The sequence below is a fragment of the Oryzibacillus soli genome (assembly GCF_051594765.1).
Lineage (GTDB): Bacteria > Bacillota > Bacilli > Paenibacillales > NBRC-103111 > Paenibacillus_AR.
Map to the genome: position 1 here is coordinate 223,440 of NZ_JBPPGJ010000009.1, position 25,296 is coordinate 248,735.

At 53.9% G+C, this 25,296-nt stretch carries 30 protein-coding genes; 26 read left to right on the plus strand and 4 right to left on the minus strand.

Annotated features, from left to right (window positions below):
• Positions 1 to 46 precede the first annotated feature (46 nt).
• The 4 genes from ACSEXW_RS14495 to ACSEXW_RS14510 form a co-directional block, all read right to left on the minus strand.
• Positions 47 to 262 carry a hypothetical protein gene (locus tag ACSEXW_RS14495; protein WP_438446877.1) on the minus strand — a complete coding sequence of 72 codons (216 nt, stop codon included), beginning with the start codon at positions 260 to 262 and terminating at the stop codon, positions 47 to 49.
• 223 nt (positions 263 to 485) lie between these two features.
• The gene (locus ACSEXW_RS14500) at positions 486 to 848 is read right to left on the minus strand and encodes a hypothetical protein (protein WP_438446878.1); all 363 of its coding nucleotides are present in this window, start codon (positions 846 to 848) and stop codon (positions 486 to 488) included.
• A 93-nt stretch (positions 849 to 941) separates the two neighbouring features.
• Positions 942 to 1,481 (minus strand): 3'-5' exoribonuclease domain-containing protein, encoded by a 540-nt coding sequence (locus ACSEXW_RS14505; RefSeq protein ID WP_438446879.1) that lies wholly within the window; start codon positions 1,479 to 1,481, stop codon positions 942 to 944.
• Positions 1,478 to 1,708 (minus strand): helix-turn-helix domain-containing protein, encoded by a 231-nt coding sequence (locus tag ACSEXW_RS14510; RefSeq protein ID WP_438446880.1) that lies wholly within the window; start codon positions 1,706 to 1,708, stop codon positions 1,478 to 1,480. Before ACSEXW_RS14510 ends, ACSEXW_RS14505 begins: the two co-directional genes overlap by 4 nt.
• Positions 1,709 to 1,881: 173 nt before the next feature.
• Here ACSEXW_RS14510 and ACSEXW_RS14515 point away from each other — a divergent pair, with 173 nt between their 5' ends.
• The 26 genes from ACSEXW_RS14515 (at position 1,882) to fliY (ending at position 25,286) form a co-directional block, all read left to right on the plus strand.
• Complete coding sequence (locus ACSEXW_RS14515; protein ID WP_438446881.1) at positions 1,882 to 2,064, plus strand: hypothetical protein; 183 nt, start codon at positions 1,882 to 1,884, stop codon at positions 2,062 to 2,064.
• Positions 2,061 to 2,327 carry a hypothetical protein gene (locus ACSEXW_RS14520; protein WP_438446882.1) on the plus strand — a complete coding sequence of 89 codons (267 nt, stop codon included), beginning with the start codon at positions 2,061 to 2,063 and terminating at the stop codon, positions 2,325 to 2,327. Before ACSEXW_RS14515 ends, ACSEXW_RS14520 begins: the two co-directional genes overlap by 4 nt.
• A gap of 398 nt (positions 2,328 to 2,725) precedes the next feature.
• Complete coding sequence (locus ACSEXW_RS14525) at positions 2,726 to 3,994, plus strand: FtsK/SpoIIIE domain-containing protein (protein WP_438446883.1); 1,269 nt, start codon at positions 2,726 to 2,728, stop codon at positions 3,992 to 3,994.
• The gene (locus ACSEXW_RS14530) at positions 3,987 to 4,379 is read left to right on the plus strand and encodes a competence protein CoiA family protein (protein WP_438446884.1); all 393 of its coding nucleotides are present in this window, start codon (positions 3,987 to 3,989) and stop codon (positions 4,377 to 4,379) included. Before ACSEXW_RS14525 ends, ACSEXW_RS14530 begins: the two co-directional genes overlap by 8 nt.
• Positions 4,380 to 4,673: 294 nt before the next feature.
• The gene (gene topA, locus ACSEXW_RS14535; RefSeq protein WP_438446885.1) at positions 4,674 to 6,779 is read left to right on the plus strand and encodes a type I DNA topoisomerase; all 2,106 of its coding nucleotides are present in this window, start codon (positions 4,674 to 4,676) and stop codon (positions 6,777 to 6,779) included.
• 167 nt (positions 6,780 to 6,946) lie between these two features.
• On the plus strand, positions 6,947 to 8,278 hold the full coding sequence (gene trmFO, locus ACSEXW_RS14540; RefSeq protein ID WP_438446886.1) for an FADH(2)-oxidizing methylenetetrahydrofolate--tRNA-(uracil(54)-C(5))-methyltransferase TrmFO: 1,332 nt from the start codon (positions 6,947 to 6,949) through the stop codon (positions 8,276 to 8,278).
• Positions 8,279 to 8,451: 173 nt separating this feature from the next.
• Entirely contained in the window at positions 8,452 to 8,994 is a 543-nt protein-coding gene (gene hslV / locus ACSEXW_RS14545) for an ATP-dependent protease subunit HslV (RefSeq protein ID WP_438446887.1), read from the plus strand.
• 18 nt (positions 8,995 to 9,012) lie between these two features.
• Positions 9,013 to 10,404, plus strand: a complete 1,392-nt coding sequence (hslU, locus tag ACSEXW_RS14550; protein WP_438446888.1) for an ATP-dependent protease ATPase subunit HslU — start codon at positions 9,013 to 9,015, stop codon at positions 10,402 to 10,404.
• Positions 10,405 to 10,433: 29 nt separating this feature from the next.
• On the plus strand, positions 10,434 to 11,213 hold the full coding sequence (codY, locus tag ACSEXW_RS14555; RefSeq protein WP_438446889.1) for a GTP-sensing pleiotropic transcriptional regulator CodY: 780 nt from the start codon (positions 10,434 to 10,436) through the stop codon (positions 11,211 to 11,213).
• A 240-nt stretch (positions 11,214 to 11,453) separates the two neighbouring features.
• Positions 11,454 to 11,858 carry a flagellar basal body rod protein FlgB gene (gene flgB / locus ACSEXW_RS14560; protein ID WP_438446890.1) on the plus strand — a complete coding sequence of 135 codons (405 nt, stop codon included), beginning with the start codon at positions 11,454 to 11,456 and terminating at the stop codon, positions 11,856 to 11,858.
• A 2-nt stretch (positions 11,859 to 11,860) separates the two neighbouring features.
• Entirely contained in the window at positions 11,861 to 12,313 is a 453-nt protein-coding gene (flgC, locus tag ACSEXW_RS14565; protein ID WP_438446891.1) for a flagellar basal body rod protein FlgC, read from the plus strand.
• A gap of 16 nt (positions 12,314 to 12,329) precedes the next feature.
• The gene (gene fliE, locus ACSEXW_RS14570) at positions 12,330 to 12,644 is read left to right on the plus strand and encodes a flagellar hook-basal body complex protein FliE (protein WP_438446942.1); all 315 of its coding nucleotides are present in this window, start codon (positions 12,330 to 12,332) and stop codon (positions 12,642 to 12,644) included.
• Positions 12,645 to 12,685: 41 nt separating this feature from the next.
• The gene (fliF, locus tag ACSEXW_RS14575) at positions 12,686 to 14,266 is read left to right on the plus strand and encodes a flagellar basal-body MS-ring/collar protein FliF (RefSeq protein ID WP_438446892.1); all 1,581 of its coding nucleotides are present in this window, start codon (positions 12,686 to 12,688) and stop codon (positions 14,264 to 14,266) included.
• Between the two features lie 12 nt (positions 14,267 to 14,278).
• A complete protein-coding gene (gene fliG, locus ACSEXW_RS14580) occupies positions 14,279 to 15,301 on the plus strand; it encodes a flagellar motor switch protein FliG (RefSeq protein WP_438446893.1) in 1,023 nt (340 codons plus the stop codon).
• A gap of 1 nt (position 15,302) precedes the next feature.
• Positions 15,303 to 16,130: a FliH/SctL family protein gene (locus tag ACSEXW_RS14585; protein ID WP_438446943.1), complete on the plus strand. Its 828-nt coding sequence runs from the start codon at positions 15,303 to 15,305 to the stop codon at positions 16,128 to 16,130.
• Positions 16,130 to 17,449 (plus strand): flagellar protein export ATPase FliI, encoded by a 1,320-nt coding sequence (fliI, locus tag ACSEXW_RS14590; RefSeq protein ID WP_438446944.1) that lies wholly within the window; start codon positions 16,130 to 16,132, stop codon positions 17,447 to 17,449. Before ACSEXW_RS14585 ends, fliI begins: the two co-directional genes overlap by 1 nt.
• Positions 17,450 to 17,457: 8 nt before the next feature.
• Positions 17,458 to 17,898: a flagellar export protein FliJ gene (gene fliJ, locus ACSEXW_RS14595; RefSeq protein WP_438446894.1), complete on the plus strand. Its 441-nt coding sequence runs from the start codon at positions 17,458 to 17,460 to the stop codon at positions 17,896 to 17,898.
• Positions 17,899 to 17,934: 36 nt separating this feature from the next.
• Complete coding sequence (locus tag ACSEXW_RS14600) at positions 17,935 to 18,858, plus strand: hypothetical protein (protein WP_438446895.1); 924 nt, start codon at positions 17,935 to 17,937, stop codon at positions 18,856 to 18,858.
• 40 nt (positions 18,859 to 18,898) lie between these two features.
• Entirely contained in the window at positions 18,899 to 20,353 is a 1,455-nt protein-coding gene (locus ACSEXW_RS14605; protein ID WP_438446896.1) for a flagellar hook-length control protein FliK, read from the plus strand.
• A gap of 39 nt (positions 20,354 to 20,392) precedes the next feature.
• Positions 20,393 to 20,839 carry a flagellar hook capping FlgD N-terminal domain-containing protein gene (locus ACSEXW_RS14610; RefSeq protein ID WP_438446897.1) on the plus strand — a complete coding sequence of 149 codons (447 nt, stop codon included), beginning with the start codon at positions 20,393 to 20,395 and terminating at the stop codon, positions 20,837 to 20,839.
• Positions 20,839 to 21,213, plus strand: coding sequence for a TIGR02530 family flagellar biosynthesis protein (locus ACSEXW_RS14615; RefSeq protein WP_438446898.1), 375 nt, complete (start codon positions 20,839 to 20,841; stop codon positions 21,211 to 21,213). The genes ACSEXW_RS14610 and ACSEXW_RS14615 overlap by 1 nt, the downstream gene beginning before the upstream one ends.
• 111 nt (positions 21,214 to 21,324) lie before the next feature.
• Positions 21,325 to 22,155: a flagellar basal body rod protein FlgG gene (gene flgG / locus ACSEXW_RS14620; protein WP_438446899.1), complete on the plus strand. Its 831-nt coding sequence runs from the start codon at positions 21,325 to 21,327 to the stop codon at positions 22,153 to 22,155.
• A gap of 71 nt (positions 22,156 to 22,226) precedes the next feature.
• Complete coding sequence (locus ACSEXW_RS14625) at positions 22,227 to 22,448, plus strand: flagellar FlbD family protein (RefSeq protein ID WP_438446900.1); 222 nt, start codon at positions 22,227 to 22,229, stop codon at positions 22,446 to 22,448.
• Complete coding sequence (locus tag ACSEXW_RS14630) at positions 22,448 to 22,927, plus strand: flagellar basal body-associated FliL family protein (protein WP_438446901.1); 480 nt, start codon at positions 22,448 to 22,450, stop codon at positions 22,925 to 22,927. Before ACSEXW_RS14625 ends, ACSEXW_RS14630 begins: the two co-directional genes overlap by 1 nt.
• Before the next feature lie 39 nt (positions 22,928 to 22,966).
• Positions 22,967 to 23,968, plus strand: a complete 1,002-nt coding sequence (gene fliM, locus ACSEXW_RS14635; protein ID WP_438446902.1) for a flagellar motor switch protein FliM — start codon at positions 22,967 to 22,969, stop codon at positions 23,966 to 23,968.
• A complete protein-coding gene (gene fliY, locus ACSEXW_RS14640; protein ID WP_438446903.1) occupies positions 23,958 to 25,286 on the plus strand; it encodes a flagellar motor switch phosphatase FliY in 1,329 nt (442 codons plus the stop codon). Before fliM ends, fliY begins: the two co-directional genes overlap by 11 nt.
• Positions 25,287 to 25,296: the final 10 nt, after the last annotated feature.

Here is a 25,296-nt window from a genome sequence, read left to right on the forward strand (position 1 = left end):
CGAAAAAGAGCCTACCGGGAAGCACCTGGTTAGGCTCTTTTTGTTCTTATACGGTCCATTCTTCTGCTACTTTTTGCGCGTCTTTCTCTCTAAGCTCTTTAAACGTTGTCAGCAAGTAAATAAGTTCATCTAGATATTTTGGGTCAAAAGAAATTGGGTCGTACTGGCTAATGGTTAGATTTAATTTCTTTGTAATATTCGGACTTACACCATCGACGACTTCCTCGATTTTGAAGCGCTTTGTACCTAATTCATTAATCATTATCTTTTCCTCCGTTCCGACCGAATCCGCCCAGCTTCAGCGGGGGCCGTATCATCATTTTTCTTCTACTCTCCCATCTACATACACCCAAATTTCATACTTAGTTCCTTTACTCTCATACGTATAGAGACAGGCTTCTGCCATATGTCCGACTCTGCCTTGATAGGATAACTTTCCACGTGCGGATAGGAAGTCTATAGCGGCGTTGAAGGATTCAAATTGGTTATTTTGCATGTCCGCTAATTTCTTCATCTCGCAAAAACGCGGCTTCTGCTCTTTCGGATACATCCTTCAACATTTCCACGCTATTCAAATCCGGTCGGACCTTTATCAACGCCGCTATCGTTGCTAAGGTGGATCCGAAATTGTCACGTTGCTTGGTTAACCGTTCATTCTCCTGTCTGAGCTCCACATACTGAGAATTGGTGTAGTTACGTCCGTCTGGACCGTGGTCAGAAATTATGCGTTGTAGCTTCTCTAGTTCTTGGAGGAGGAAATCAATGTGTTGGTGCATATATGTTTCTGATACAAGCGTACCGTATTCTTTGCGTTTCTCATGCCTCTGTTTAATCTCCGCTATATCCATATTGGTTTATTTCCTCCTTATATCCTCTAAGATCCCCTTATACGGCCTCCGGGCTTCGCCTAAGCTTATTCTGTCGGACGATGGCCTTCGGCCTTACATGTTCATTAGGCGCTCGTAGCAAGCTTTAATGACTTTGGCATCGTGCAGAGCGTTGTGTTTATGCTCTACATTCCAGTCCTTTGCACCCGCGAAATCTTCCCGACTGACATCCGGATCAATCCCTTTTAGTTTGAATACGGTGCAAATATCAAACGGAATGTAGTAAACGTTATTTGGGATGTTGAACGCATGCCCAAACAATTGACAGAACAACACCCAATCATAAGACAGGCAATCGGACCACATTTCCACTTTATCGAATTGTTGCAACCACACAGACAACCTGCTTCCAATGCCATAAGAATTACTTTTATAAATTTCCTCGATATCCGTTACTTTGTAATAGTAGTCACGTTCATGGTGTATGACGAGGTTGCTTATCACATTTTTTTTAATCCAATCGTCAACCTGACACTTATCGTAGTCAGTCAGCTCCGCATAGAACGTGCGGCCATCTTCTGCAACGCATCCTATGCTTATTAACGTTGTGTTCTGATGTAACCCCGTAAACTCCGTGTCAAAGAAAACCTTCATCCATCTTCCTCCTTGCAGTACTCATACAAATCATCCACCTTACAATTAAGCAGCTTAGCCAATCCGAACAACACTTCAGGGTCAACGTTCTTTTTCTTCCCGGAGATAATACCGCTCAAATACTGCGGGCTTATTCCCAACTTCTTCGCCGCTTCCATGCGGCTAAACTTTGTATCGCTCTCCGTCTCATACTTCGCAACGGCTATTTTTACGCGGGGCTTAAGCATCTGTAAATCCTCCGTTATATTCGTTCCCCCATAGTTTCACCGCCTCCAATTCAATTTCCTTCTCATACCACTATTATAACATAGACATGCCCATAAATGAAACCAACAGTTTAAGAATATATCCAACAGTTGCGAATACACATATACCAAACACCACGAAGGAGGCACTTAGCATGAGCAATCCAAACTTAGTCACCGTGTACTTGGGTAAGGAAGATGCGGATCTAAAGGAGGCGTTAGAGGGAATGGACAACAAAGCGAGGGCCGAGATTGCGAAGGCGGCGTTACGGCTGTACTTCGCACGGAAACCAGGGAACCCGGGTAAACCATGGATTAACGGAGGTGCAGTAAAATGAGCGGATACGCAATACCACGGATCAACATTCGTTCACGGGGCTTTAGCTGGGATGACGATGACCTAATCGCAGGAGAGCAGCCGGAAACGGACTTTTCGGACGTATGGTACTTTTTTATAGAAAATGGGATCGTGCTTAACGTTGTGCTTGGCGGGTGGAGACTCATGGATTGGTGGTATCACGGTGGATGGGTATGGATGCGGATACTGTTCGAGGAGTACGCCGGATGGTTACTACAGATGATTGACCTTGGCACATGGTGACGAGCTGTGACAGAGAGCCGCGGTCAAGCTATGTCACGATCACAGCTTGTTATCCCCATAAACTCTGGGATATGTGGATACTTTTTCTCACGAATCCTATTTACAATAGTCCGCCCCGCGCTGGCTCCCGCCTTCGCGTTGCTTACTTGTAAATAGTCCACGGACGCGGACAAAAGAAAAAAATAGTCCACGGACGCGGACAAAAGAAAAGAGGCCCGCGCGTGCGCAGTCCCCTTCTCCAGACGTATGGGATTCGAACCCATGTGCCCCAATATAACGGATCTCTGACTCCAATTAAGGGCTTTAGTCAGTATCAACCTTATGTCCTGAACCTTTCGGCTGTCTCGGTCAACGTCTTATTGACTTTATTATACCATAAATAGGAGGCATGTACCACTATGAATGTGGTGAAGCAACTCCATTCCGTCCTCAACCGCATGGTGGAATCCGACATCAAACAGCACCGCACTACAGGCTTCCATCACATCGATTCTAGGCGCGTTCTATGCGGTTCTGAACACGCGTTTCGGCTACCCATAGGCAAGTCAGCACAGGACATTCATAAGCATCTAGACGCGGTTCAGGCCAGCGTAGGAAGTCCCGTAGAAGTCATAGACCGTGGCGGTGTGGTAGTGCTAAGGGTAGTCGAAAAAGACTTAGGCATGGTCCGACCGAACGAGGAACACTTCCGCCGTAGTGAAATCATCATCGGCTATAACAGGTTACAGCAACCAATCTACCACTCAATGAACGCCCACTTATTGACCGGAGGCGGCTCGGGTTCGGGAAAAACAGAGGCCCTCCGCTACTGGATATGGCAGTTAGTGCGTCATGGCTGTGAGATCCGCATATGCGATTTGAAGGGATTCAGCTTCATCCCATTCGAGATCCTGCCCCACGTCTATATTGCCAAGGACATGTTCGAGGCCCGGGATATGTTGGTCGCTACGGTATCGGAAATGATGCGCCGTAAGGAACTCGTATTGACCAGCCGGAACCGGGATGTGCTGAAAGGCATGCGGACCATTGTCACGATTATAGACGAAGCCGCCGCCCTAAGTCCGAAGCAGAACAGCGGGAAGCTGAAAGAAGTGGCGCAGGACTGCGACGATTGTATCGCCATCTTAGGCCAGCAAGCGCGAGAGCCGAAGATGCCCGTCATCCTCGCCACCCAGCGCCCCAGCTATGACGCGGTGAATCTCCAATTCCGGGCCAATTGTGAAGCATCCGTAGCATTCCGGGTGAAGGATCGCTCTAACTCTGAACTCATTATAGGCCACGAAGGAGCCGAACGTATCAGCCCTCATACGCCGGGACGCTGCATCTACGCCTATGACCGGGACCATACGCTGCAAGTTCCCTTTGTAGGTGATGACCGCGCGTGGGAACGCACCTTAGAACCGCTGAAAGTGCAGGTGATAGACGGTGGACGCTCCACGGCACAAAGAGCGAATCTTAGAGGCGCTAACCAAAGTCCCGATAGCCAGCACGTCACAGTTAGCGAGACTAAACGACAGCCTAAACCCAAGGAAGAAAGCAAGCGCCGTCCTACGGGAGCTGGAGCAAGAGAGGTTAGTGGAAAGTCTGCAACATGGAAAAGAAAAGGTATGGCGGTTAACGGGGAAGGGGCGGAAACGCTACGGGATATCTCCGACGAGATTGGGTAGTATCGACCATGCGTTGGCGGTGGGGAATCTGTGGTTCACGTGTAGCCCGTCCCATTGGATGTATGAGCCTCGGGAGAAGTTCGAGCATGAAGGCCGCAAGCTGGAGTGGAGACCGGATTGCGTGATGGTGTTCCAACTGAAGCTCTATGCGGTGGAGGTGCAGCGGAGTTACCCGCCGGGGAAGAATCCATGGGCGCGGAAGTGGGCCATCTACGGAATGTACTTTAACGGAGGTCATTATAAGACAGCGAAGTATCAGGAATGGGCTGGTGGTAAGATTGTAGCCCCTAATATAATCGTCATCACGAAGCAGAACCCCGATACCGTTCGAGCCGGTTTCGATGTGGTCGGTAGAGAGTTATTGATCGTTAAAAATATGACATAATTGAGACAATGGTAGCATTTACAAAATAAAGCGTGACAAAGGCGTAACGTTTCTTCTATTATATAGACCACGGGGCAATGACCACCAATTTGACCACATACTCACCAATGTAATATGATGATAACCGTATCAGATGGATATAATGGACAATAAAATAATGCAATATGGACGTAGTGGAAACGTTCAATCCTTACAAATGAAGAAAAGGATCGAGCAGCTCCCGGGTTCGGTCTATGTTCTTATCTGATTCATCCTAACACCCCAAACCATCCGTCCAGGGAGGAGGAAGGCAATATGGCAGACTCGCTGGTTATTGTGGAATCGCCTGCTAAGGCCAAGACCATAGGGAAGTATCTCGGCAGCAAGTTTATTGTGAAAGCATCAATGGGCCATATCCGTGACCTTCCGAAGAGCCAAATCGGCGTCGAGGTCGAGAATAATTTCGAACCCAAATATATAACGATCCGCGGTAAAGGCGACGTTCTGAAGGAATTGAAGGACGCCCGCAAGAAGGTGAAGAAAGTCTATCTGGCGGCTGACCCTGACCGCGAAGGGGAAGCGATTGCCTGGCACTTGGCCCACTACCTGGACCTGGACGATACCGATTCGTGCCGCGTGGTGTTCAACGAGATCACGAAGCAAGCCGTGAAGGACGCGTTCAAGACACCTCGGCCGATCAATAAGGATCTGGTCAATGCACAGCAGGCCCGGAGAATTCTGGACCGGCTTGTGGGTTATAAGATCAGTCCGCTTCTGTGGAAGAAAGTGAAGAAGGGCTTGTCTGCGGGCCGGGTTCAATCCGTAGCGGTCAAGCTTATTAATGATAGAGAGAATGAGATCAAGGCCTTCGTGCCGGAGGAGTACTGGACGATCACCGCTCAGCTGACGGCGGGAACGAGCCCGTTGGAGGCCAAGTTCCACAGCGTCGGCGGCGAGAAGAAGGAGCTCCACAACGAGGCCGAGGTCCAAGAGATCCTGGCATCCATCCAAAAAGCGGACTTCACGGTTCTGGACGTGAAGGAGAAGGAACGCACGCGCAATCCTTCGGCGCCCTTCATCACGAGCACCATGCAGCAGGAGGCGGCCCGGAAGCTGAATTTCCGTGCGGCGAAGACCATGTCCGTCGCACAGCAGCTGTACGAGGGCATCGATCTGGGCAAGGAGGGTACCGTCGGTCTCATCACCTATATGCGTACCGACTCCACCCGGATTTCTCCGGTGGCCCAAGAGGAAGCCAAAGAGTTTATCCTGGGGAAGTTCGGCGAGTCCTACTATCCGGAGACTCCCCGGGTCTATACTAAGAAGGCCGCCAACGCCCAGGACGCCCACGAAGCCATTCGTCCCAGCTCCGTCATGCGTACCCCGGAGGATGTGAAGGAGTATCTGAGCCGCGACCAGCTTCGGCTGTATAAGCTGGTTTGGGAGCGCTTCGTCGCCAGCCAGATGGCATCCGCGGTGATGGACACCATGACAGTGGACATCCAGGCGGCCAATACGGTGTTCCGCGCCAACGGCTCCAAGGTCAAGTTCCCAGGCTTCATGAAGGTATATGTGGAGAGCAACGATGACGGCACCACGGAAGAGGAGAAGTTCCTGCCGCCGCTGTCCAAGGGAGACGCTCTGACGAAGAACGCCATCGAACCGAAGCAGCACTTCACCCAGCCGCCGCCCCGTTACACGGAAGCCCGATTGGTTCGTGCGCTTGAGGAGATGGGCATCGGACGGCCCAGCACGTACGCCCCGATTCTGGAAACCATCCAGAAGCGCGGCTATGTGGCTCTCGAGGAGAAGAAGTTCATTCCTACGGAGCTGGGTGAGCTGGTCATCGAGCTGATGGAGGAGTTCTTCCCGGAGATCCTCGATGTGGACTTCACCGCCCACATGGAGGAGGAGCTGGACCATGTGGAGGAAGGCAAGGAAGACTGGGTCAAGGTATTGAACGGCTTCTATCAATCCTTCGAGAAGCGCTTGGAAGTAGCGGAGGAGGAAATGAAGGAAGTCGAGATCCAAGACGAGGTCTCCGACGAGGTCTGCGAGAAGTGCGGGCGCCATATGGTGTACAAGATGGGCCGCTTCGGCAAGTTCCTGGCCTGCTCCGGCTTCCCGGATTGCCGGAATACGAAGCCCATCGTCAAAGGCACAGGCGTCGTCTGCCCCACCTGCAAGGTAGGACATGTGGTAGAGCGCCGCAGCAAGAAGGGCCGTGTGTTCTTCGGCTGCGACAAGTATCCGGACTGCGACTTCGTCTCCTGGGATCGTCCCGTGGGCCGGGATTGCCCGGATTGCGGAGAGCTGCTCATTACCAAGACCAACCGGAGCGGCACCGTGATCCAATGCTCCAAGTGCGATTACAAGGAAGAGCCGGCCGAGGATGCGGCGGACGGCGACGATCTGGAATAGAGGCTTAGCCAATCGTTTGCAGCACCGAAGGAACGAAGTGATCCTGCAGGGCGGCGCAAGAGCCAGATGCGCCGCAGGAAGGGAGACGCTTCGTTTTCCTTTTTCGCCCCTACGGGCAGAAGTCCCTGTGGTTGACAGGGCACAATATGAATCGGGAGGGTTCCCTTTTGTCCAGCGTGAAACCAGTCATTGTGATCGGAGCGGGCTTGGCCGGCAGTGAAGCCGCCTGGCAGATTGCCCAGAGAGGCGTACCGGTCATTCTTTACGAGATGCGTCCGGTCCGGAGCACTCCGGCCCATCATACGGACAAGTTCGCCGAGCTCGTATGCAGCAATTCACTGCGGGCCAACGGCTTGACCAATGCCGTCGGATTATTAAAGGAAGAGATGAGAATGTTGGGCTCTCTCATCATGGGCCAGGCGGACAAGCATGCGGTTCCGGCCGGCGGAGCCTTGGCCGTTGACCGGGACGGTTTCTCCGGAGGGGTAACGGACGCGCTTCGATCCCACCCCTTGGTGGAGGTCCGCCATGAAGAGGTTACGGAGCTGCCCTCTGACGGGATTGTCGTCGTCGCTTCGGGGCCCCTTACTTCGCCGGAATTGTCTGCTCAGCTTAAGGGCTTGACGGGAGAGGAGTACCTCTACTTCTATGATGCGGCTGCCCCGATTGTGGAGAAGGACTCCATCGATATGAGCAAGGTGTATCTGGCCTCCCGTTACGACAAGGGAGAGGCGGCTTACTTGAACTGCCCCATGACCGAGGAGGAGTTCGACCGGTTCCACGAAGCGCTGATCTCGGCGGAGACGGCACCGGTGAAGGAGTTCGAGAAGGAAGTCTACTTCGAAGGCTGCATGCCCATCGAGATCATGTCCCGGCGCGGCAAACAAACGGCTCTCTTCGGTCCCATGAAGCCCGTCGGACTAGTGAATCCGCATACCGGCAAGCTGCCCTATGCCGTCGTGCAGCTGCGCCAGGATAACGCCGCGGGAACGCTGTTCAACCTGGTGGGCTTCCAGACCCATCTCAAATGGGGCGAGCAGAAGCGGGTGTTCTCGATGATTCCCGGTCTGGAGAATGCGGAGTTCGTCCGCTACGGGGTCATGCACCGCAATACCTTCATCAACTCCCCCAAGCTGCTTCGGCCCACTTATCAATTCCGGAACCGCGAGAACCTGTTCTTCGCCGGACAGATGACCGGAGTGGAGGGCTATGTGGAATCGGCGGCCTCCGGCATGATCGCCGGCATCAACGCCTCCCGGCTTGCGCGAGGCTTGGAGCCGGTTACGCTTCCGGAGGAGACGGCCATCGGCAGCATGGCAGCTTATATCGTGTCCACGGATTCGGGACATTTCCAGCCGATGAATGCCAATTTCGGCCTGCTCCCGGCCCTTCCGGAGCGAATCAAGAACAAGAAGCTGAAGTACGAGCAGCTGGCTAACCGCTCCATTCAAACAATTCAGAATTTTATACAAAACGACACCGATTTCCCTTGTGTGTGATTCACGGGCTATGGTACTATTAGAATTGTTTTTTGACCGCATGCCCAAATCGAATGTGAGCGCGCTTCAATCGTATGTAAGCCCCGTGGAAGGCTCGGATGCCATCCATCGGGGTTTTCCCGCGCATGGCTCTTAAGACCGCCAATACGGCCATCGGCATAAGGAGGAGCAATATGGGTGATTTTCACGCCACAACGATCTTTGCAGTCCGGCATAACGGCAAGGGCGCCATTGCCGGCGACGGTCAGGTCACCTTCGGCAACAGCATGGTGATGAAGAATACCGCCAAGAAGGTACGGCGCTTATACCGCGGACAGGTAGTATCGGGCTTCGCAGGCTCCGTTGCCGACGCAATCACACTGTTCGAGAAGTTCGAGGGCAAGCTGGAGGAGCATCACGGCAACCTTCAGCGCTCTGCTGTGGAGCTGGCGAAGGATTGGCGCTCGGACCGGGTGCTTCGGCGTTTGGAGGCTATGATGATCGTTATGGACCGCAGCGGGCTTCTCTTGATCTCCGGCAACGGCGAGATCATCGAGCCGGACGACGGGATCCTGGCGATCGGCTCCGGGGGCAACTTCGCCCTGGCTGCCGGACGCGCTTTGAAGAAGCACGCTCCCCAGCTGGATGCGAAGGAGATTGCCAAGGCTGCCCTGGAAACGGCGGCGGATATTTGTGTTTTCACCAACCACAATATCATTGTGGAAGAAATCGAATAGCGGCGGGAGGAGATCCGGATGAAAGACGCGCTGACCCCCAGGGAAATCGTTTCGGAGCTGGATAAGTACATCGTCGGACAGAAGCAGGCCAAGAAGTCTGTGGCCGTGGCATTGCGCAACCGCTACAGAAGAAGCCTACTCGAGGAATCGGTCCGGGACGAGATCATCCCGAAGAACATCCTAATGATTGGACCCACGGGCGTAGGTAAAACGGAGATTGCGCGGCGGCTGGCCAAATTGGTCAACGCGCCGTTCGTCAAGGTGGAAGCAACGAAATTTACGGAAGTGGGCTATGTGGGCCGGGATGTGGAATCCATGGTCCGGGATCTGGTGGAGACGGCCATCCGCATGGTCAAGGCGGAGAAGGCCGACCAGCTGAAGGAGCGGGCCGGCAAGATGGCGGAAGACCGGATTCTACATATTCTGGCGCCCAATCCCAACAAGAACAAGCCGGGACGCAATCCCCTGGAGATGCTGTTCGGCGGACAGAAGGAGCCGGAGCCCCAGGCAGACGAGACGGATCCTGGACTGGCATCCAGAAGAGCCGCTCTTAGGGAGAAATTAAGCCGCGGCGAACTGGAGAACGAGCTGATTGAAATCGAGGTTGAGGATCATGCTCCCTCCATGCTCGACATGCTGGGCGGGCAAGGGAACGAACAGATGGGGATGAACATGCAGGAGATGTTCAGCCAATTCATGCCCAAGCGTACGAAGAAGCGCAAGCTTCCCGTGAAGGAGGCCCGTAAGGTGCTGACCCAGGAGGAAGCCCAGAAGCTGATGGATATGGACGAAGTCATCCAGGAATCCATCCGCCGCGCGGAGCAATCCGGCATCATCTTCATCGATGAAATCGACAAAGTGGCCAGTGCAGGCAGAGGAAGCGGTCCGGATGTCTCCCGTGAGGGCGTACAACGGGATATTCTGCCTATCGTAGAGGGATCCACCGTGATGACCAAGTACGGCCCCGTCAAGACCGATTACGTGCTGTTTATCGGGGCGGGAGCCTTCCACATCGCGAAGCCCTCCGATCTGATTCCCGAGCTGCAGGGAAGATTCCCGATCCGGGTGGAGCTGACCAGCTTGACCCATGAGGACTTCGTCCGGATTCTCAAGGAGCCGAAGAACGCCTTGACCAAGCAGTACACCGAGCTGCTCCAGACGGAGGGGATCCGGATCGAATTTTCGGACGAGGCGATCGAGGAGCTGGCGAAGATAGCCGTTGAGGTGAATCAGAACACGGAAAATATCGGCGCGCGCCGGCTCCATACCATTCTGGAAAAGCTACTGGAGGATTTGAGCTTCGAAGCGCCTGACATCCGTCTGGATACCTTCGAGGTGACCCCCGCTTACGTCCGGGAGAAGCTGTCCGAGCTAGCCAGAAACCGGGATTTAAGCCAGTACATCTTGTAGAAGGAATTGTTGTTGGGAGGCTTTAAGGCATGGCATTGCTGTCAAAAACCAGGAGGCTTAACCGTCTCCTGCAGAGAGCGGCGGGCAAGGCTCTCTCCTTCATGGAGATGGCCGAGGTGCTAAGGGATACGATGGTGGCCGACATCTTCGTTACAAGCCGCAAAGGAAAAATATTGGGCTGTGCATTGGCGGGTACCGCCGCATCGGAGGAGCTGGAGCAGATCCTCTTTACCGAACGCCGGTTCCAGCCGGAGCAAAATCAGCTCCTGCTTAAAATCGAGGAGACGAGCTCCAATCTAGACGAGGACAATCCGTACCGGTTCGTGACGGAGCAGATCCGCGAGCTTTTCGGCCAACCTTATGTAACCGTCATTCCGATCATCGGCGGAGGAGACCGTCTGGGGACGCTGGTGCTGACCCGGACGGGAGATCCTTTCGAAGAGGACGACTGGATTCTGGCTGAGTATGGGGCGACCGTCGTGGGGATGGAGATCCTTCGCGAACGTGCCGAAGAGAGCGAGGTGGAGGCGCGGCGCAAAGCGATCGTACAGGTGGCGGTGGGCTCGTTGTCCTTCAGTGAACTGGAGGCCGTGGAGCATATCTTCGAGGAGCTGAAAGGCAAGGAAGGCTTGCTCGTCGCATCCAAAATCGCTGACCGCGTAGGGATCACCCGCTCGGTCATCGTCAATGCGCTTCGGAAGCTGGAGAGCGCGGGAGTAATCGAAACCCGGTCTCTAGGGATGAAAGGGACCTACATCAAATTATTAAATGACCAGTTGGTCCAGGAATTGGTAAAAAGGCAAGCGTAGCTTTCAGTCATAAACAGTGTTTTTTCGACAAAAAAGTCCTATCGACTAAAGATAGGGCTTTTTTCTTATTGTACATATTGCCAAAATTTTGCATGATTTATGGTGTTGATTCCTTTCTACTGCACGATATGACAAGTTTAGCAGTAATTTTTATATATTTTCTTGTCGAAAGAAGGAGGAGTTTACTTCGACACTGTTGAATAAGTTTACGTAATCTGCGCCCAAAGGTAGGTTGGACATATGAACATATTGAATTCATCCTCTTTTAAGCTGATGGAACGGACTTTGGACGCAGCTTCCTTGCGCCAAAAAATTACAGCAAACAACATCGCCAACGTTGATACTCCTTATTACAAGCGTTCGGACGTTCAATTCGAAGAGCTGCTGCAGGGGGAATTGAATCGTAATTCCCTTCCAGGTAAAAGGACCCATACGAAGCATATTCCGATCGGCACCCCTGCGGCTCCGATTCAGCCGGCTGTCATCGAAGACCGGAGTTCCGTCATGAATAATAACGAGAACAATGTGGATATCGATTCGGAGATGTCGCTTATGGCCAAGAACCAGCTGCGCTACAACGTCTTGACCCAGCAGGTCAACAGTGAGATGCAGAAGCTGCGAATCGTAATCGAAGGGAGGAAATAACCATGAGACTGACTAACGGGTTTGACATCAGCAGTTCCGCGTTAACTGCACAGCGTCTAAGAATGGACGTGATTTCCTCCAACATCGCCAATGCGGATACCACCCGCGGCAAGCTGGTGGACGGCAAGTGGGTGCCGTACCAGCGCAAGATGGTATCGATGGCGGCCAAGCCTTCCCAACCCTTCTCCCAAGTCCTGGCGGGCGCCATGCAGGCCCCTGCGGCAGGCGAGGGCGTGAAGGTAACCAAGATTACCGAAGATAACGCTCCCTTCAAGCAAGTCTACAATCCGACGCATCCGGATGCGGATGAGAACGGATTTGTTCTTCTTCCCAATGTGGATGTTCTGAAGGAAATGGTGGACATGATGTCCGCGACAAGATCCTACGAAGCGAACGTCACCGCCTTGAACGCTTCCAAAGCTATGATCGCCAAGTCTCTTGAAATCGGCAAGTGATAAGGAGGAGTAAATGATGCTAGAAAAGATGAGCTTCCAGCCTTCCGTTTCGGCACTTAAGATCCTTCAGCCGGCGGATAAGGGCAAAGAGACGGGAGCGGCTCAGGTCGGACAGTCCTTCGGGGATCTGCTGAACCAGACGCTGAATCAATTAAGTACGCAGGAGAAAGTAGTCGGGGAGTTGAACGGTGCTTTTATCCGTGGGGAATCCGTTGATACGCATCAGCTGATGATCCAATCCGAGAAGATGAGCCTTGGCTTGCAGCTGACGGTTCAAGTCCGGAACAAAGCGATCGAAGCCTACCAGGAGATCATGAGGATGCAGATGTAATCCGGTATGGATGCCTGAAGTCTAACGGATGAGGTGACATAGTGAACGAGAGATTACTCCAAAATTGGACAAACCTCAAACAATTTTGGAATAAATTCAACCGGACTTATAAATTCATGATCGTCGGCACGATTGTCTTGACGATTGCGATTATCGGCCTAGTGATCTATAACAATTCCAAAATTGAATACGCAACGGCATTTACGGATTTACAGCCGACCGATGCTTCGAACATTACGAAGTATTTGACGGACAGCGGTATTCCTTACCGGATGAGCACGGACGGCAAAACGATCGGTGTCCCTCGGAACATGGTGTCCCAGGTCAAAGTCGATGTCGTGGGTAAAGGATTGAGCAAGAGCGGAGCCATCGGCTGGGGCGTCTTCCGGGAGAGCAACATGCTGGGGCTTACGAACGATCAGACTCGAATCATGGAGCTCGAAGCACTCCAGGGAGAATTGGAGCAGTTGATCAACACCAACGTGGCGGTCGCTAGTTCCAAAGTCCTGGTCACTCAACCAGGAAAAAATACGGTGTTCATCCGCGACAAGGAGCCGCCAACGGCATCCGTCGTCCTGAATACCAAGCCGGGCTACACGCTGGATCAGCAGAAGATCGATACGATGTACCTGCTCGTATCCAAGAGCGTACCTAATCTGGTTGTAGAGAACATTACGATCTCGGACCAGAACGGGGACCTCCTGCCCTATTCCAAGCTGGCCTCCAGCGTGGTGAATGCAGGCAACGCGGCAGCTCAGCAGTTCCAGATCAAGCGGGAATTCGAGCGGGATCTCCGCAAGGAGATTATGAGCATGCTCGGACAGATTGTGGGCCAGGACCGGGTGGTTCCGATGGTGGTCGCCACGCTGAACTTCGACAAGAAGAAGACTAGCAGCGATCTGGTCAAGCCCGTGAATGGAGAGAGCGGAATCGTCGTCAGCTCCCAAATAAACGAGAAGAGCTCGACGAACGGAACGAACGGCGGCGTGACAGGCACGGGGCAGACGGATGTTCCGACTTATCCGGCCGGCACCGATAACAACAGCGGCAAGTCCGAGGAGTCGTCCCGGACCTTCAACTACGATTTCAATAAGATCAAGGAAGAGATCGAATCGCAGCCTTTCTATGTACAAGACCTGACGCTTAGTGTCGGATTAGACAGCTCCGCGGGCAATGTGACCCCGGAGATGAAGACAGCGGTCGAGAAGATGCTGGCCAGTCTGGTTGCCACCTCACTGGCGAACAACGGCAGAACGCTGACGACGGAAGAACTGGCCTCCAAAGTGACGGTATTCGATCAGTCCTTTGCAGCTTCAGCAGCATCGGCGGCGGCCGCAAGAAACAATTGGCTGCTGTATGGTGCCATTGGACTTGGAGTTGCGGCATTGGCGGCGGCAGGAGGCTTCGTCATCGCATCCCGCAGACGCAAGGCCAAGCAAGCGGCCGAAGAAGAAGCGGAAGCAGCAGCGGCAGCAGCCGCACCGGCCAAGGTGGAGTTCCCGACCATTGATCTTGACCACATAACCAACGACAACCAAGCCCGGAAGCAGCTCGAACAACTGGCGAAGAAGAAACCGGAGGAATTCGTCAACTTGCTCCGCACCTGGCTGGTAGATGAATAGAGGTGTTAGCGTTTGGCAGTCAAAGGAGTGCAAGGCACCACGTTGACAGGCCGCCAGAAGGCCGCCATTCTACTGATCAGTTTAGGACCGGAGGTCTCGGCCCAGATCTTCAAGCATCTGCGGGATGACGAGATCGAACAGTTGACCCTGGAGATTGCCAATGTGCGCAAGGTGGATTCCACGGAGAAGGACTCCATCCTGGCTGAATTCCATCAGATATGCATGGCACAGGAGTTCATCTCCCAAGGCGGTATCGCTTATGCCAAGGAGATCTTGGAGAAGGCATTGGGAAGCCAGAAGGCGCTGGACATTATCAACCGCTTGACGGCTACCCTGCAGGTCCGTCCATTCGATTTTGCACGGAAGGCGGAGCCATCCCAGATCCTGAACTTTATCCAGAATGAGAATACGCAGACGATCGCATTGGTGCTGTCGTACCTCCAGGCCCAGCAGGCATCCATGATCCTGTCGGCGCTGCCGGAGGACAAGCAGGCGGATGTAGCCAAGCGGATTGCGCTGATGGACAGCACCTCTCCGGAAGTCATCGCGCAAGTGGAGCGGGTACTGGAGCAGAAGCTGTCGGCGACGGTCACCCAGGATTACACCTCCGCAGGCGGCATCGAATCCATCGTTCAGATCTTGAACGGTGTCGACCGCGGCACGGAGAGAACCATCTTGGACGCTCTCGAGATTCAAGATCCCGAGCTGGCCGAAGAAATCAAGAAGCGCATGTTCGTCTTCGAGGACATCGTCAATATCGACAACCGCTCCATTCAACGCATTATCCGCGACATCGAGAATGCCGATCTGCAGCTGGCGCTCAAGGTGGCGAGCGAGGAAGTACGGGAATCCATCTTCCGCAACATGTCCAAGCGGATGGCGGAGACCTTCAAGGAAGAAATGGAATACATGGGTCCTGTGCGGCTGCGTGACGTAGAAGAAGCGCAGACCCGTATCGTATCCACGATCCGCCGACTGGAGGAATCCGGTGAAATCATTATCGCCCGCGGCGGAGGAGATGATGTGATTGTCTAGGGTGATCAAGCCTCACTTCTATACCACATTAGACGACAAAAAGCAGATTGAGGTTGCAGGTCCTTCACAGTCCGAACAAGCGTTGCAGGAAATGTCTGCAGCAAGTGCCCCTTCCGAGGAGGAGCAACGCGAGCTTCGCCAGCTGCTGGAGACGAAGGACCAGATCCTGCGGGATGCGGAAAGTGTGGCGGAGGAGCAGATCCGGCTTGCCATGGAAGAAGCGTCGCAGCTTCGGGCGAATGCCCAGGCGGAGATCGACGAATGGTGGCATGCGCGGCGGGAACTGGACCATCAGGTGGAGACCCAAGCCCGGCAAGATGGATTCGAAGCGGGCTTCCAAGAAGGGGTTCAGCATGCGCAGGAGCAGGTGGCCCAAGATTATGCGGGCATGATCGCCGAAGCCAAGACCGTTCTCGAGCAGGCTTATGAGATGAAGAATCAGATCATCAAAGAATCCGAGCCTTTCTTGGTGGACTTGTCCATCGCCATCGCGGAGAAGATCATCCAGCACGAGCTAAGCTCCAACCCGGATTGGATAATCGGCATTACCCGTTCCGTCTTGTCCCGGAAGCGGGAGAAGGGAGTCATCTCTCTCTGCGTCGCTCCCGAGCAGTTCGCTTATATCCGGGATGCCCGTGACGAGCTATTGCTGGCCGTCGATTCGCAAGCAGAGCTTCAGATTCTCCCGGATTCCACTGTCGGAAGCAACGGCTGCGTGGTCCGGACCGATTTCGGCAGCGTCGATGCCCGGGTGGATACCCAACTGAAGGAGATCAAGCTGGCGCTTCAGCAATTATCACTGGAGCAGGAAGGGGCGGAGGAAGAGTGATCAAGCTTCCTGAATCTTCCCGTTACATCGAACGGCTTAAAGCCATGGACCCGGTACTGGTGAACGGCAAAGTAACCCAGGTCATCGGGTTGACCGTGGAATCAGAGGGGCCCGATGCCAGCGTCGGAGATGTGTGCCACATATATCCTTATAAGTCTTCCAAGCCTCTTAAGGCGGAAGTGGTTGGCTTTAAGAACAACCGGGTCATCCTGATGCCTCTCGGGGAACTGCATTCCATCGGCCCCGGCTGCGAGGTGGTCGGCACCGGCAAACCCTTGACGGTTCAGGTGGGACACGAGCTCTTGGGCAAGGTGCTGGATGGTTTAGGACAGCCGCTGGACGGCGGTTTTCTTCCCAGCCGGATGAGCCATTACTCCACGCACAATCAGCCCAGCAATCCGTTGAAGCGCCCCCGGGTTCTCGAGCCCATCAGCGTTGGGATCCGGGCCATCGACGGGTTGTTGACGGTCGGCAAGGGGCAGCGGGTGGGCATATTCGCTGGCTCCGGCGTAGGCAAAAGCACCCTGCTCGGCATGATCGCCCGGAACACATCCGCCGATGTCAATGTCATCGCTCTCATCGGGGAACGCGGACGCGAAGTGCTTGATTTCATCGAGAGAGATCTGGGGGCGGAGGGATTGGCCCGCTCGGTCGTTGTGGTGGCCACATCCGATCAGCCGGCTCTCATCCGGATCAAGGGAGCGCTCATTGCCACGAGCATTGCGGAATTTTTCCGGGACCGCGGCTTGAACGTCATGCTGATGATGGACTCGGTAACCCGATATGCCATGGCTCAGCGGGAAGTTGGGTTAGCCGTAGGCGAACCGCCTGCCACCAGAGGTTATACACCATCGGTCTTCGCCACCTTGCCCAAGCTGCTGGAGCGCTCGGGAACCGGGCCGAAAGGCTCCATCACCGCATTCTATACGGTTCTGGTGGATGGAGACGACATGAACGAGCCGATCGCGGATGCGGTCCGCGGCATCTTGGACGGACATATTGTTCTGAACCGGAACCTGGCGAACAAAGGCCATTTCCCCGCCATCGACATTCTGGCCAGCGTCAGCCGCGTCATGAAGGAGATCGTGCCGGAGGAGCATCAGGAAGCGGCCCGATTCTTACAGCGGCTGCTCTCGGTTTATAAGGATTCGGAGGATCTGATCAATATCGGGGCGTACCAGAGGGGCTCCAACCCTGAAATTGACAAGTCCTTGCAATATATCCAAGCCATCAATGATTTTACGCGGCAGAAGGTATCGGAGAAAATCCATTTCGATGAAGTGCAGGCCAGGTTACTTAGCGAATTCGGCGGAGGCTGATAAGGTCCATGAGATTCCGGTATTCCTTCCAAAAAATCGTCGATCTGAAGACAAATGAAAAAACTCAGGCCGAATGGATTCTGTCTGGCGCCGTCGTGAAGCTCCGGGAAGAGGAGTCGAGCTTGACCAGCCTGTTCTCCGAAAAGGATGAAATCCGGGAACGTATGCATGTAACCGCCGAGGATCGGACGACTGCATCCGAGTTGATGTCCTACCAATCCTACCTGAACCATCTGGACGACCGGATCAAGCGCAAGGCGGCGGATGTCCGACATGCCGAGGTCAATGTCGTGGAGAAGCGTGAAGTATTGTCCTCCAAGATGGTGGAGGAGAAGGTTTGGAATCAGGCCCGAGACAAGGCGTTCCGCCAATATCAGGCGCTTATGCTGAAGAAGGAGCAAGAGATGCTGGATGAGCTTGCTTCCAACAGATATAAGCGAACCATGTAATCGGCGGGTAAGACCGTATGAAGGAGGTGCTGCTGCATGGAGATGGATGCCGAAAAACCAACGTTTAACGCCTTCGAGAGATTCTTGTATTGGTTCTTCATCCCGATCGTGTTCACGATGGTGCTCGTGGGAGCTTTACTCTCTCTATTCGATTACAACTTCATGAACCAGCTGCTAAAGGTAGGAGATAAGGTGCCCGGCCTCTCCATGATTCTTCCAGACCCCAAGGTCGATAAGACTGCCGTGAAGACGAGCACTCCCGAAGCGGCGGAGACCACCCCGGAGCAGGTTGCTGCAGAGAACGAAGCGGCACTCAAGGACCTTCGGAACCAGTTGGCTAAGCGTGAGCAGGAACTGAAGAGCGCCAGCGATGCGTCCAGCCAGAAGGACCAGACCATCAAGGACCTGCAGGCGAAATACGCGGCTCTGGAAGAGCAGTCCAAGCAAAAGGGCAAGACGGACGAGGAGTATATGGCGAAGATTAAGGAAACGGCTTCTATGTACGCCAAGATGTCTGCCAGCAAAGCAGCTCCGATTATGCAGAATCTCACTGTGGCGGAGCAAGTCCTTCTCTTGTCCGAGATGAAGGTGGACGAGAGGGTCGCCATATTGGAGAAGATGGATCCGGCCAAAGCGGCGGAAGCCTCTATCTACCTGAAGGATACGAAGCCTGCCAAGGATAAGCAGATCGCGGCTTTGCAGGAACGGCTTAAGATTAACCAGACTGCCGCTGCGACATCCTCCGATAAGCTGACCAAGAGCGATCTGGGCCAAACCTTCGCCAACATGACGCCCAAGAGTGCGGCAGCGCTGCTGATCGAGATGGAGAAGACGACTCCCGCCAAGGTAACCGAGATTCTGAACAGTATGGATACAGCGTCGCGTTCCAAGGTGATGTCCTCGTTATCCGACGCTTCCAAGGAAACCGCAGCTTCCATTACGACGCGGTTGGCTCCTTAATGAACACACTCCCATGCATGGAAAGGAGGTGAAACATAAAATGCAAACGGTACAAACCATGACAAATGCTGCAGGTGCCGCATCCGTAAATCCGACAGCAGCTACAGCCGGTACCGGTACGGTGAATGGCGATGCCGCCGCCTTCGGCAAACTTTTGCTCCAAGTGTTAGGCGGTGCAGCTAATGGCGATTCCGCTTCCGGAACACTGCCGGATCTGGCGCAGCTGTTGGCCGGATTGCTGGGGGTTCAAGGGTTATCCGGGATCTCCGAAACAGGTGAATCTGATTCTCAAGCGATCGTAGGCGAGCTGTTGACGAAGCTGGCCGACCAGCCGGAGCTTCTAGACAAGCTGTTATCGAATGATGAGGTACAGGATTGGATGCTTCAGGCTGCCTCTCTGCTTCAAGCCATGCAGCTGCTTCCTGAGAACGTACTCCCCGTTCAAATGGAGGAGCCCGTTCAAGAGGATAAAGCCATCGAGGGTGTACATACTGCCGCCGTGTCTACCGAGCAGGCGCAGGATATCCTGAGATCCATGGCACAAGCTGTCCAAACAGGCCGGGAAGGAAACGTATTCCTGGAGCAAATGGAAGAGAAGCTCGGGATGATATTGGCTAAGCAGCCGGAAGTGCTGGAACTGCTCCAGCCCGCCGGCACAGGTAAGGATGCGGCAGCAGCTGCTGTGGCAGCTTCCTCCGCTGAAGGGATCGAAGCCTCCGTCAACGAGAAGCCTGCGGTACAGAACAACCGAAAAGACTTGCGCAGCAGTGCCCGTGAAGGCCAGTCCGTTCAAGCCGACACGACAGGCAAGGTTCAGGTTACGCACATGACTTCTGCATCCAATCGTCTGAAGATGCTGGCTGCGAAGACGATGCCCATCCACCGGATCGATCTGGTGAAGACGCAGGATGGTCAAGCTGCAGCTGAGCCCGCAGTGGTTTCTGCAGAGCCGAACGAAGCAGCACCGTCTGTCACTTTCGCACAAGAGCTGAACCGGTTGGTTCCCCACAAGGCGGAGCTCCCGTCGGAAGGCATCGTTCGAAGCCAAGCGCTGGTGGAGGACATGACCAAATTCGTGCTCGGTAAGCTGCGGCTTCAAGAAGTGAACGGCATTACGGAAGCCCGTCTTACTCTGACTCCGGAAACACTGGGTCAAGTGGAAGTCAAGCTTTCCATGCATAACGGCCAATTGGTCGCTCAATTTGCCGCTCAAACGGCGATGGGGAAAGATGCGTTGGAGGCCCAACTCTCTCAACTGCGCTCCGCACTGGTAAGCCAAGGCATCCAGGTGGATAAGCTGGAGGTGTCCCAAAGTCTTGCCTTCCAATCCGGCATGTTCCAAGATCAGCGACAGCAGCAATCCTTCCAGCAATCCAACCGCCAGAATCAATCCGGCGGACAATCGGACGGAAGCGAGGATTATGCTCTGGAAGCATCTAAGATCATGAACGGCTCCCGGGATTCCAACGGAGAGGGCTTCGATGTAACGGCATAATGTCCGAACAATCGCAACAGGAAGCAAGGAGGTGTGAACATGGCGGATTCCACCGTCTCCACCAAGAATATGTGGCCTTATTATTCTTCCAACAACGTCCAGAAAGCCGGCACCTTCAAAGGAAATGAGATGGGGAAGGACGAGTTCCTGAAAATTCTCATCGCCCAGTTGAAAAATCAAGATCCGGCATCGCCTTTGCAAGACAAAGAATTCATCGCCCAGATGGCTCAATTTACTTCCGTTGAGCAGCTGAGCAATATGGCGAAGGAAATGTCGATGCTTCGGCAATCCATCGGAATGGCATCCGGGCTGATCGGCAAGATGGTCAGCTGGACCGTTAAGGATTCCAATGGGCTGAATACGACCAAAGAGGGCAAAGTGGACGCGATCTCTTTCAAAGACGGCAAGCAGTATGCCAATGTGAAAGGAGAGAACGTAGCCCTGGATCAACTGACCAAGATTTGGGATTCAGGAGCAGCATCGTAATGGAACAAATGAAGATCGGACAGCTGTATCCAACACCTATTCCGCCTGGAGCGGCAAGGCCGGCAAACCAAGGTTCCTCGCAGCCGGTCAAGAGCTTTCAGGAGATTCTAGACGGGAAGGTCTTGAAATTCAGCCACCATGCGGAAGTCAGATTGAAGCAGCGTGGGATCGAGCTGAAGCCGGAGCAGATGACGAAGATCGAATCTGCCATTGACCGGGCGGCTGCCAAAGGGGCCAAGGATTCCCTGCTGATCATGAACGACTTGGCATTAATCGTGAATGTGAAGAGTAGGACCATCGTTACGGCCATGGATGGCGCCCAATTGAAAGACAATGTGTTTACCCAGATCGACAGTGCGGTTGTCGTATCTTGACAGGACAAAGAGGGCTGGCCCGAACAGGAAGCCCCGACCGAGCGGACCGACTGATGCTCGGACGGTTTGTCCTCCATAACTGAATCAACTCATATTGGGAGGAAATCATTCATGTTGAGATCTTTGTATTCAGGCGTATCCGGAATGCGCGGCTTCCAAACGAAACTTGACGTTATCGGCAATAACATCGCCAACGTGAACACCATCGGCTTCAAGGCCGGACGCGCCATGTTCAAGGATATCCTGAGCCAGACCGTTGCAGGCGTAACGGCTCCTAACGGAAACGACGCCGGCGGCGTTAACGCCAAGCAAATCGGGTTGGGTGTGACCCTGGGCTCCATCGACACGATCCATACTCCCGGCAGTGCCATGACGACGAATGTGCCGACGGATCTGCGGATTGACGGCGACGGATTCTTCGCCGTCTCCTCCACCCCGGACCAGGAGCCTCCGTTCCTGACCCGTGCCGGTAACTTCACCGTCGATGCGGCAGGTAACCTGGTAAATGCAGACGGCTTGTTCGTCCGTTCCTCCGAGGGTACGCCAATCGTAATCGGCGATGATATTACCGCCTTCTCCATCTCTCAGGATGGCGCTCTGGTTACCGTTAATGCGGAAGGCGTAGCTGAAGTGACCACCACGAAGATCGCCGTTATGAAGGTAGCCAACCCTGCGGGCTTGGAGAAAATCGGAGGCAACCTGTACCGCTTGACACCAAACGCCAATCCGGACGGAGCAATCGAGTTCGGCGATACGGCGACCGCCAACAATGCGGAGCAGGGAACCGGTGCGATTATTGCGGGCCAGCTGGAAATGTCCAACGTGGATCTGACATCTGAGTTCACCGAGATGATCGTAGCCCAGCGCGGCTTCCAAGCCAACTCCAGGATCATTACCACCTCCGACGAGGTGCTGCAGGAAGTTGTCAATCTGAAGCGTTAATAGAAGTCCCCGTTCTCAATAAACCTTCCGGGGGACTGATCCTCCCCCGGATCCCTTAAGGGAGGGGAAGCATGATTACCGTAACACGCCTGAATGGCGCATCAATTACCATTAACGCTCTTCTCATCGAGACGATCGAAGCAACTCCCGACACCGTAATTACCTTGACAACCGGGAAAAAAATTATGGTTCTCGACAAGGTTCCCGATGTGGTAATCTTAATACAGCACTTTTTGTCGGCGATCGGATCGGTCAGAGGAACGATCATGAGCTCCGAGTCGGAGGGATCTTAGTGTTCAAGAATAAGTTTTTCATGATCATCATGGCGATGCTTATCGTGATTACCTTGATTTTGGTTGCGTTCTTCGCCTTATGGCACATTATGGACAAGAACAGCAAGCCGGCCGACCCGAATGAAGCGGCCCGCTCTTCGGTCAGCCAAGTGGACGCCAAGAAACTGACGCCAGCCGAAGTCAAGGCCTTGACCGTGTTCGTCAAGGACGTGGTCACGAATCTGGCTGATAAGGGACGGATCGTCAAAGCCAGCTTCGCGTTTGAAATGGATAATAAGAAGGGCAAGGAAGAGTTCGAGACATTGGACTTCAAAGCAAAGGGCATCATTCTTCAGACTTTGGCCGACATGAAGGCCGAACAGATCCAAGGCAGCAAGGGCCAGGAATATCTGGTTTCCACTCTGATGAACAAGATCAACAGTATCCTGACCGAAGGTAAAATCAAGCAGATCTCGATCACGGATTACTATGTGGAATAAACGGGGTGTTTCCGCACCCGTGTTGAAGGAGGTGACGCTATGGTTGACGTACTTTCGCAAAATGAGATAGACGCCTTGCTTGCGGCATTGTCATCCGGTGAGATGGATGCGGAGGAGCTCAAAAAGGAGGATACGCAGAAGAAGGTCCGCGCCTACGACTTTAAGCGCGCTACCCGCTTCTCGAAGGATCATCTTCGGAGCTTGACACGGATCCACGAGAACTTCGCACGGTTCTTGACCACCTACTTCTCGACACAGCTCCGGACCTTTGTTCAGATTAATGTGGTTCAGGTGGAGCAGCTGCCGTATGATGAGTTTATCCGTTCCATTCCGAAGATGACGATCCTTAACATCTTCGAAGCGGAGCCGCTGGAGGGCCGTATGGTTTTGGAGGTACATCCCAACGTCGCCTTCGCCATGCTGGACCGTCTGTTGGGCGGTTCGGGCATATCCCCCTCGAAAATCAATGCGCTGACGGAAATTGAAACCATCATCATGGAACGTATTTTCAGCCGCGCATTAGATACATTGCAAGAAGCCTGGAAGACCGTTCTGGACTTGTATCCTCGGCTGGAGGCATTGGAAACGAATCCGCAGTTCATGCAGATCGCTTCCGCCAACGACACGATCGCCTTGATCTCCTTAAGCACGAAGATCGGGGATACAACCGGCATGATCAACCTTTGTATCCCGCACGTCGTTATTGAGCCGATCATGCCGCGCTTATCCGTACACCACATGTTCGTGACGCATAAGAAGTCCAAGACAGTGGAAGAAGCCGAAGCTCTGCAAAGCCGGGTCACAAAAGCCAAGCTGCCGATCATTGCAGAGCTGGGGCACTCCGAAATTTCGGTCCGGGATTTCCTGAACCTCGCGGTAGGGGATGTCATTCCCTTGACCAAACCGGTAGAGGAAGGGCTTCATATCCGTGTAGGAGAGAGGCTGAAGTACATTGGAACCCCGGGAACCATGAGAGGAAAGGTAGCGGTTCAAATTTCGGAGATCGTAGATGAAGGAGCCGAGGAACAAAATGACGAATAACAAGGATTATTTGTCCCAAGAAGAGATCGATGCGCTTCTGCGTCAGACCTCTGACGAACCCGCCGGCGGTTTCGAAGGCGGACCCGTAATGGATGAGTATCTCTCTTCCTTGGAGCAAGATGCACTGGGTGAGATCGGGAACATCACCTTTGGGAGTGCGGCAACGGCATTATCGACGCTGCTGGGCAAGAAGGTGGACATCACCACTCCGAAGGTGTCCATCATCACCCAAGAAGAGCTGCAATCCGAGTTTCCCAAGCCCCATGTGGCCGTTCATGTGAACTATGTAGACGGCTTCCACGGCATTAATCTGCTGGTGATCAAAACGACGGATGCCCAAGTTATCGCGGACCTGATGATGGGGGGAGACGGTACCTCGCCAAGCGGAGAGTTGAATGAGATCCATATCAGCGCCGTGCAGGAAGCGATGAACCAGATGATGGGCTCCTCCGCAACCTCCATGTCGACGATCTTCAACCGGTTCGTTAATATTTCGCCTCCTGGAATAGACATCATGGATCTGGCCAACGGGAATACAGCCAACCTCCCGAAGGAAGATGTCTTCATCAAGGTTTCGTTCCGGATGGTCATCGGTGATCTCATCGATTCAACGATCATGCAGCTGCTTCCGGTGAATTTCGCGCGGGATATGGTCTCCATTCTGATGGGAGGAGCTTCTGATCATAGCGAACCTGCAGCACCCCCGGCTCCGTCTGCGCCGGCACCTGCACCAGCCGCCAGCCAGCCGCCAGTGCCGGCACCATCCGCACCGCAGCCGGCTGCCTATCAGCAGCCTCCGGCGTATCCGGATCCGGCCGCCTACCAGCAGCAGCCTCCGGCATATCCGGATCCTGCGGCTTATCCGCAGCAGCCTCCGATGGGCTACCCGCAGCCTGGCTATCCGCAGCCGGGGTACGGACAGCCTCCTATGATGCCTCCCATGATGCCGGGGTACCAACAGGCAGCAGCAGCTTCATTCCCAATGCCGAACCGCAATGTGAATGTGCAGCCGGTACAGTTTTCGAACTTCAACCAGCCGCCCATGATGCAAGCGGATGACGGAAACCTGAATCTTCTACTAGACATCCCCCTACGTGTCACGGTAGAGTTGGGAAGAACGCAAAAGGTGATCAAGGATATCCTAGACTTGTCTCAAGGCTCGATCATCGAGCTGGACAAACTGGCGGGTGAGCCGGTTGACATCTTGGTCAACAACAAGCTCATCGCCAAAGGAGAAGTCGTCGTCATCGACGAAAACTTCGGTGTACGGGTAACCGACATCATTAATCAGTGGGATCGCATCCAAAAGCTACAATAATTCTTGAGGA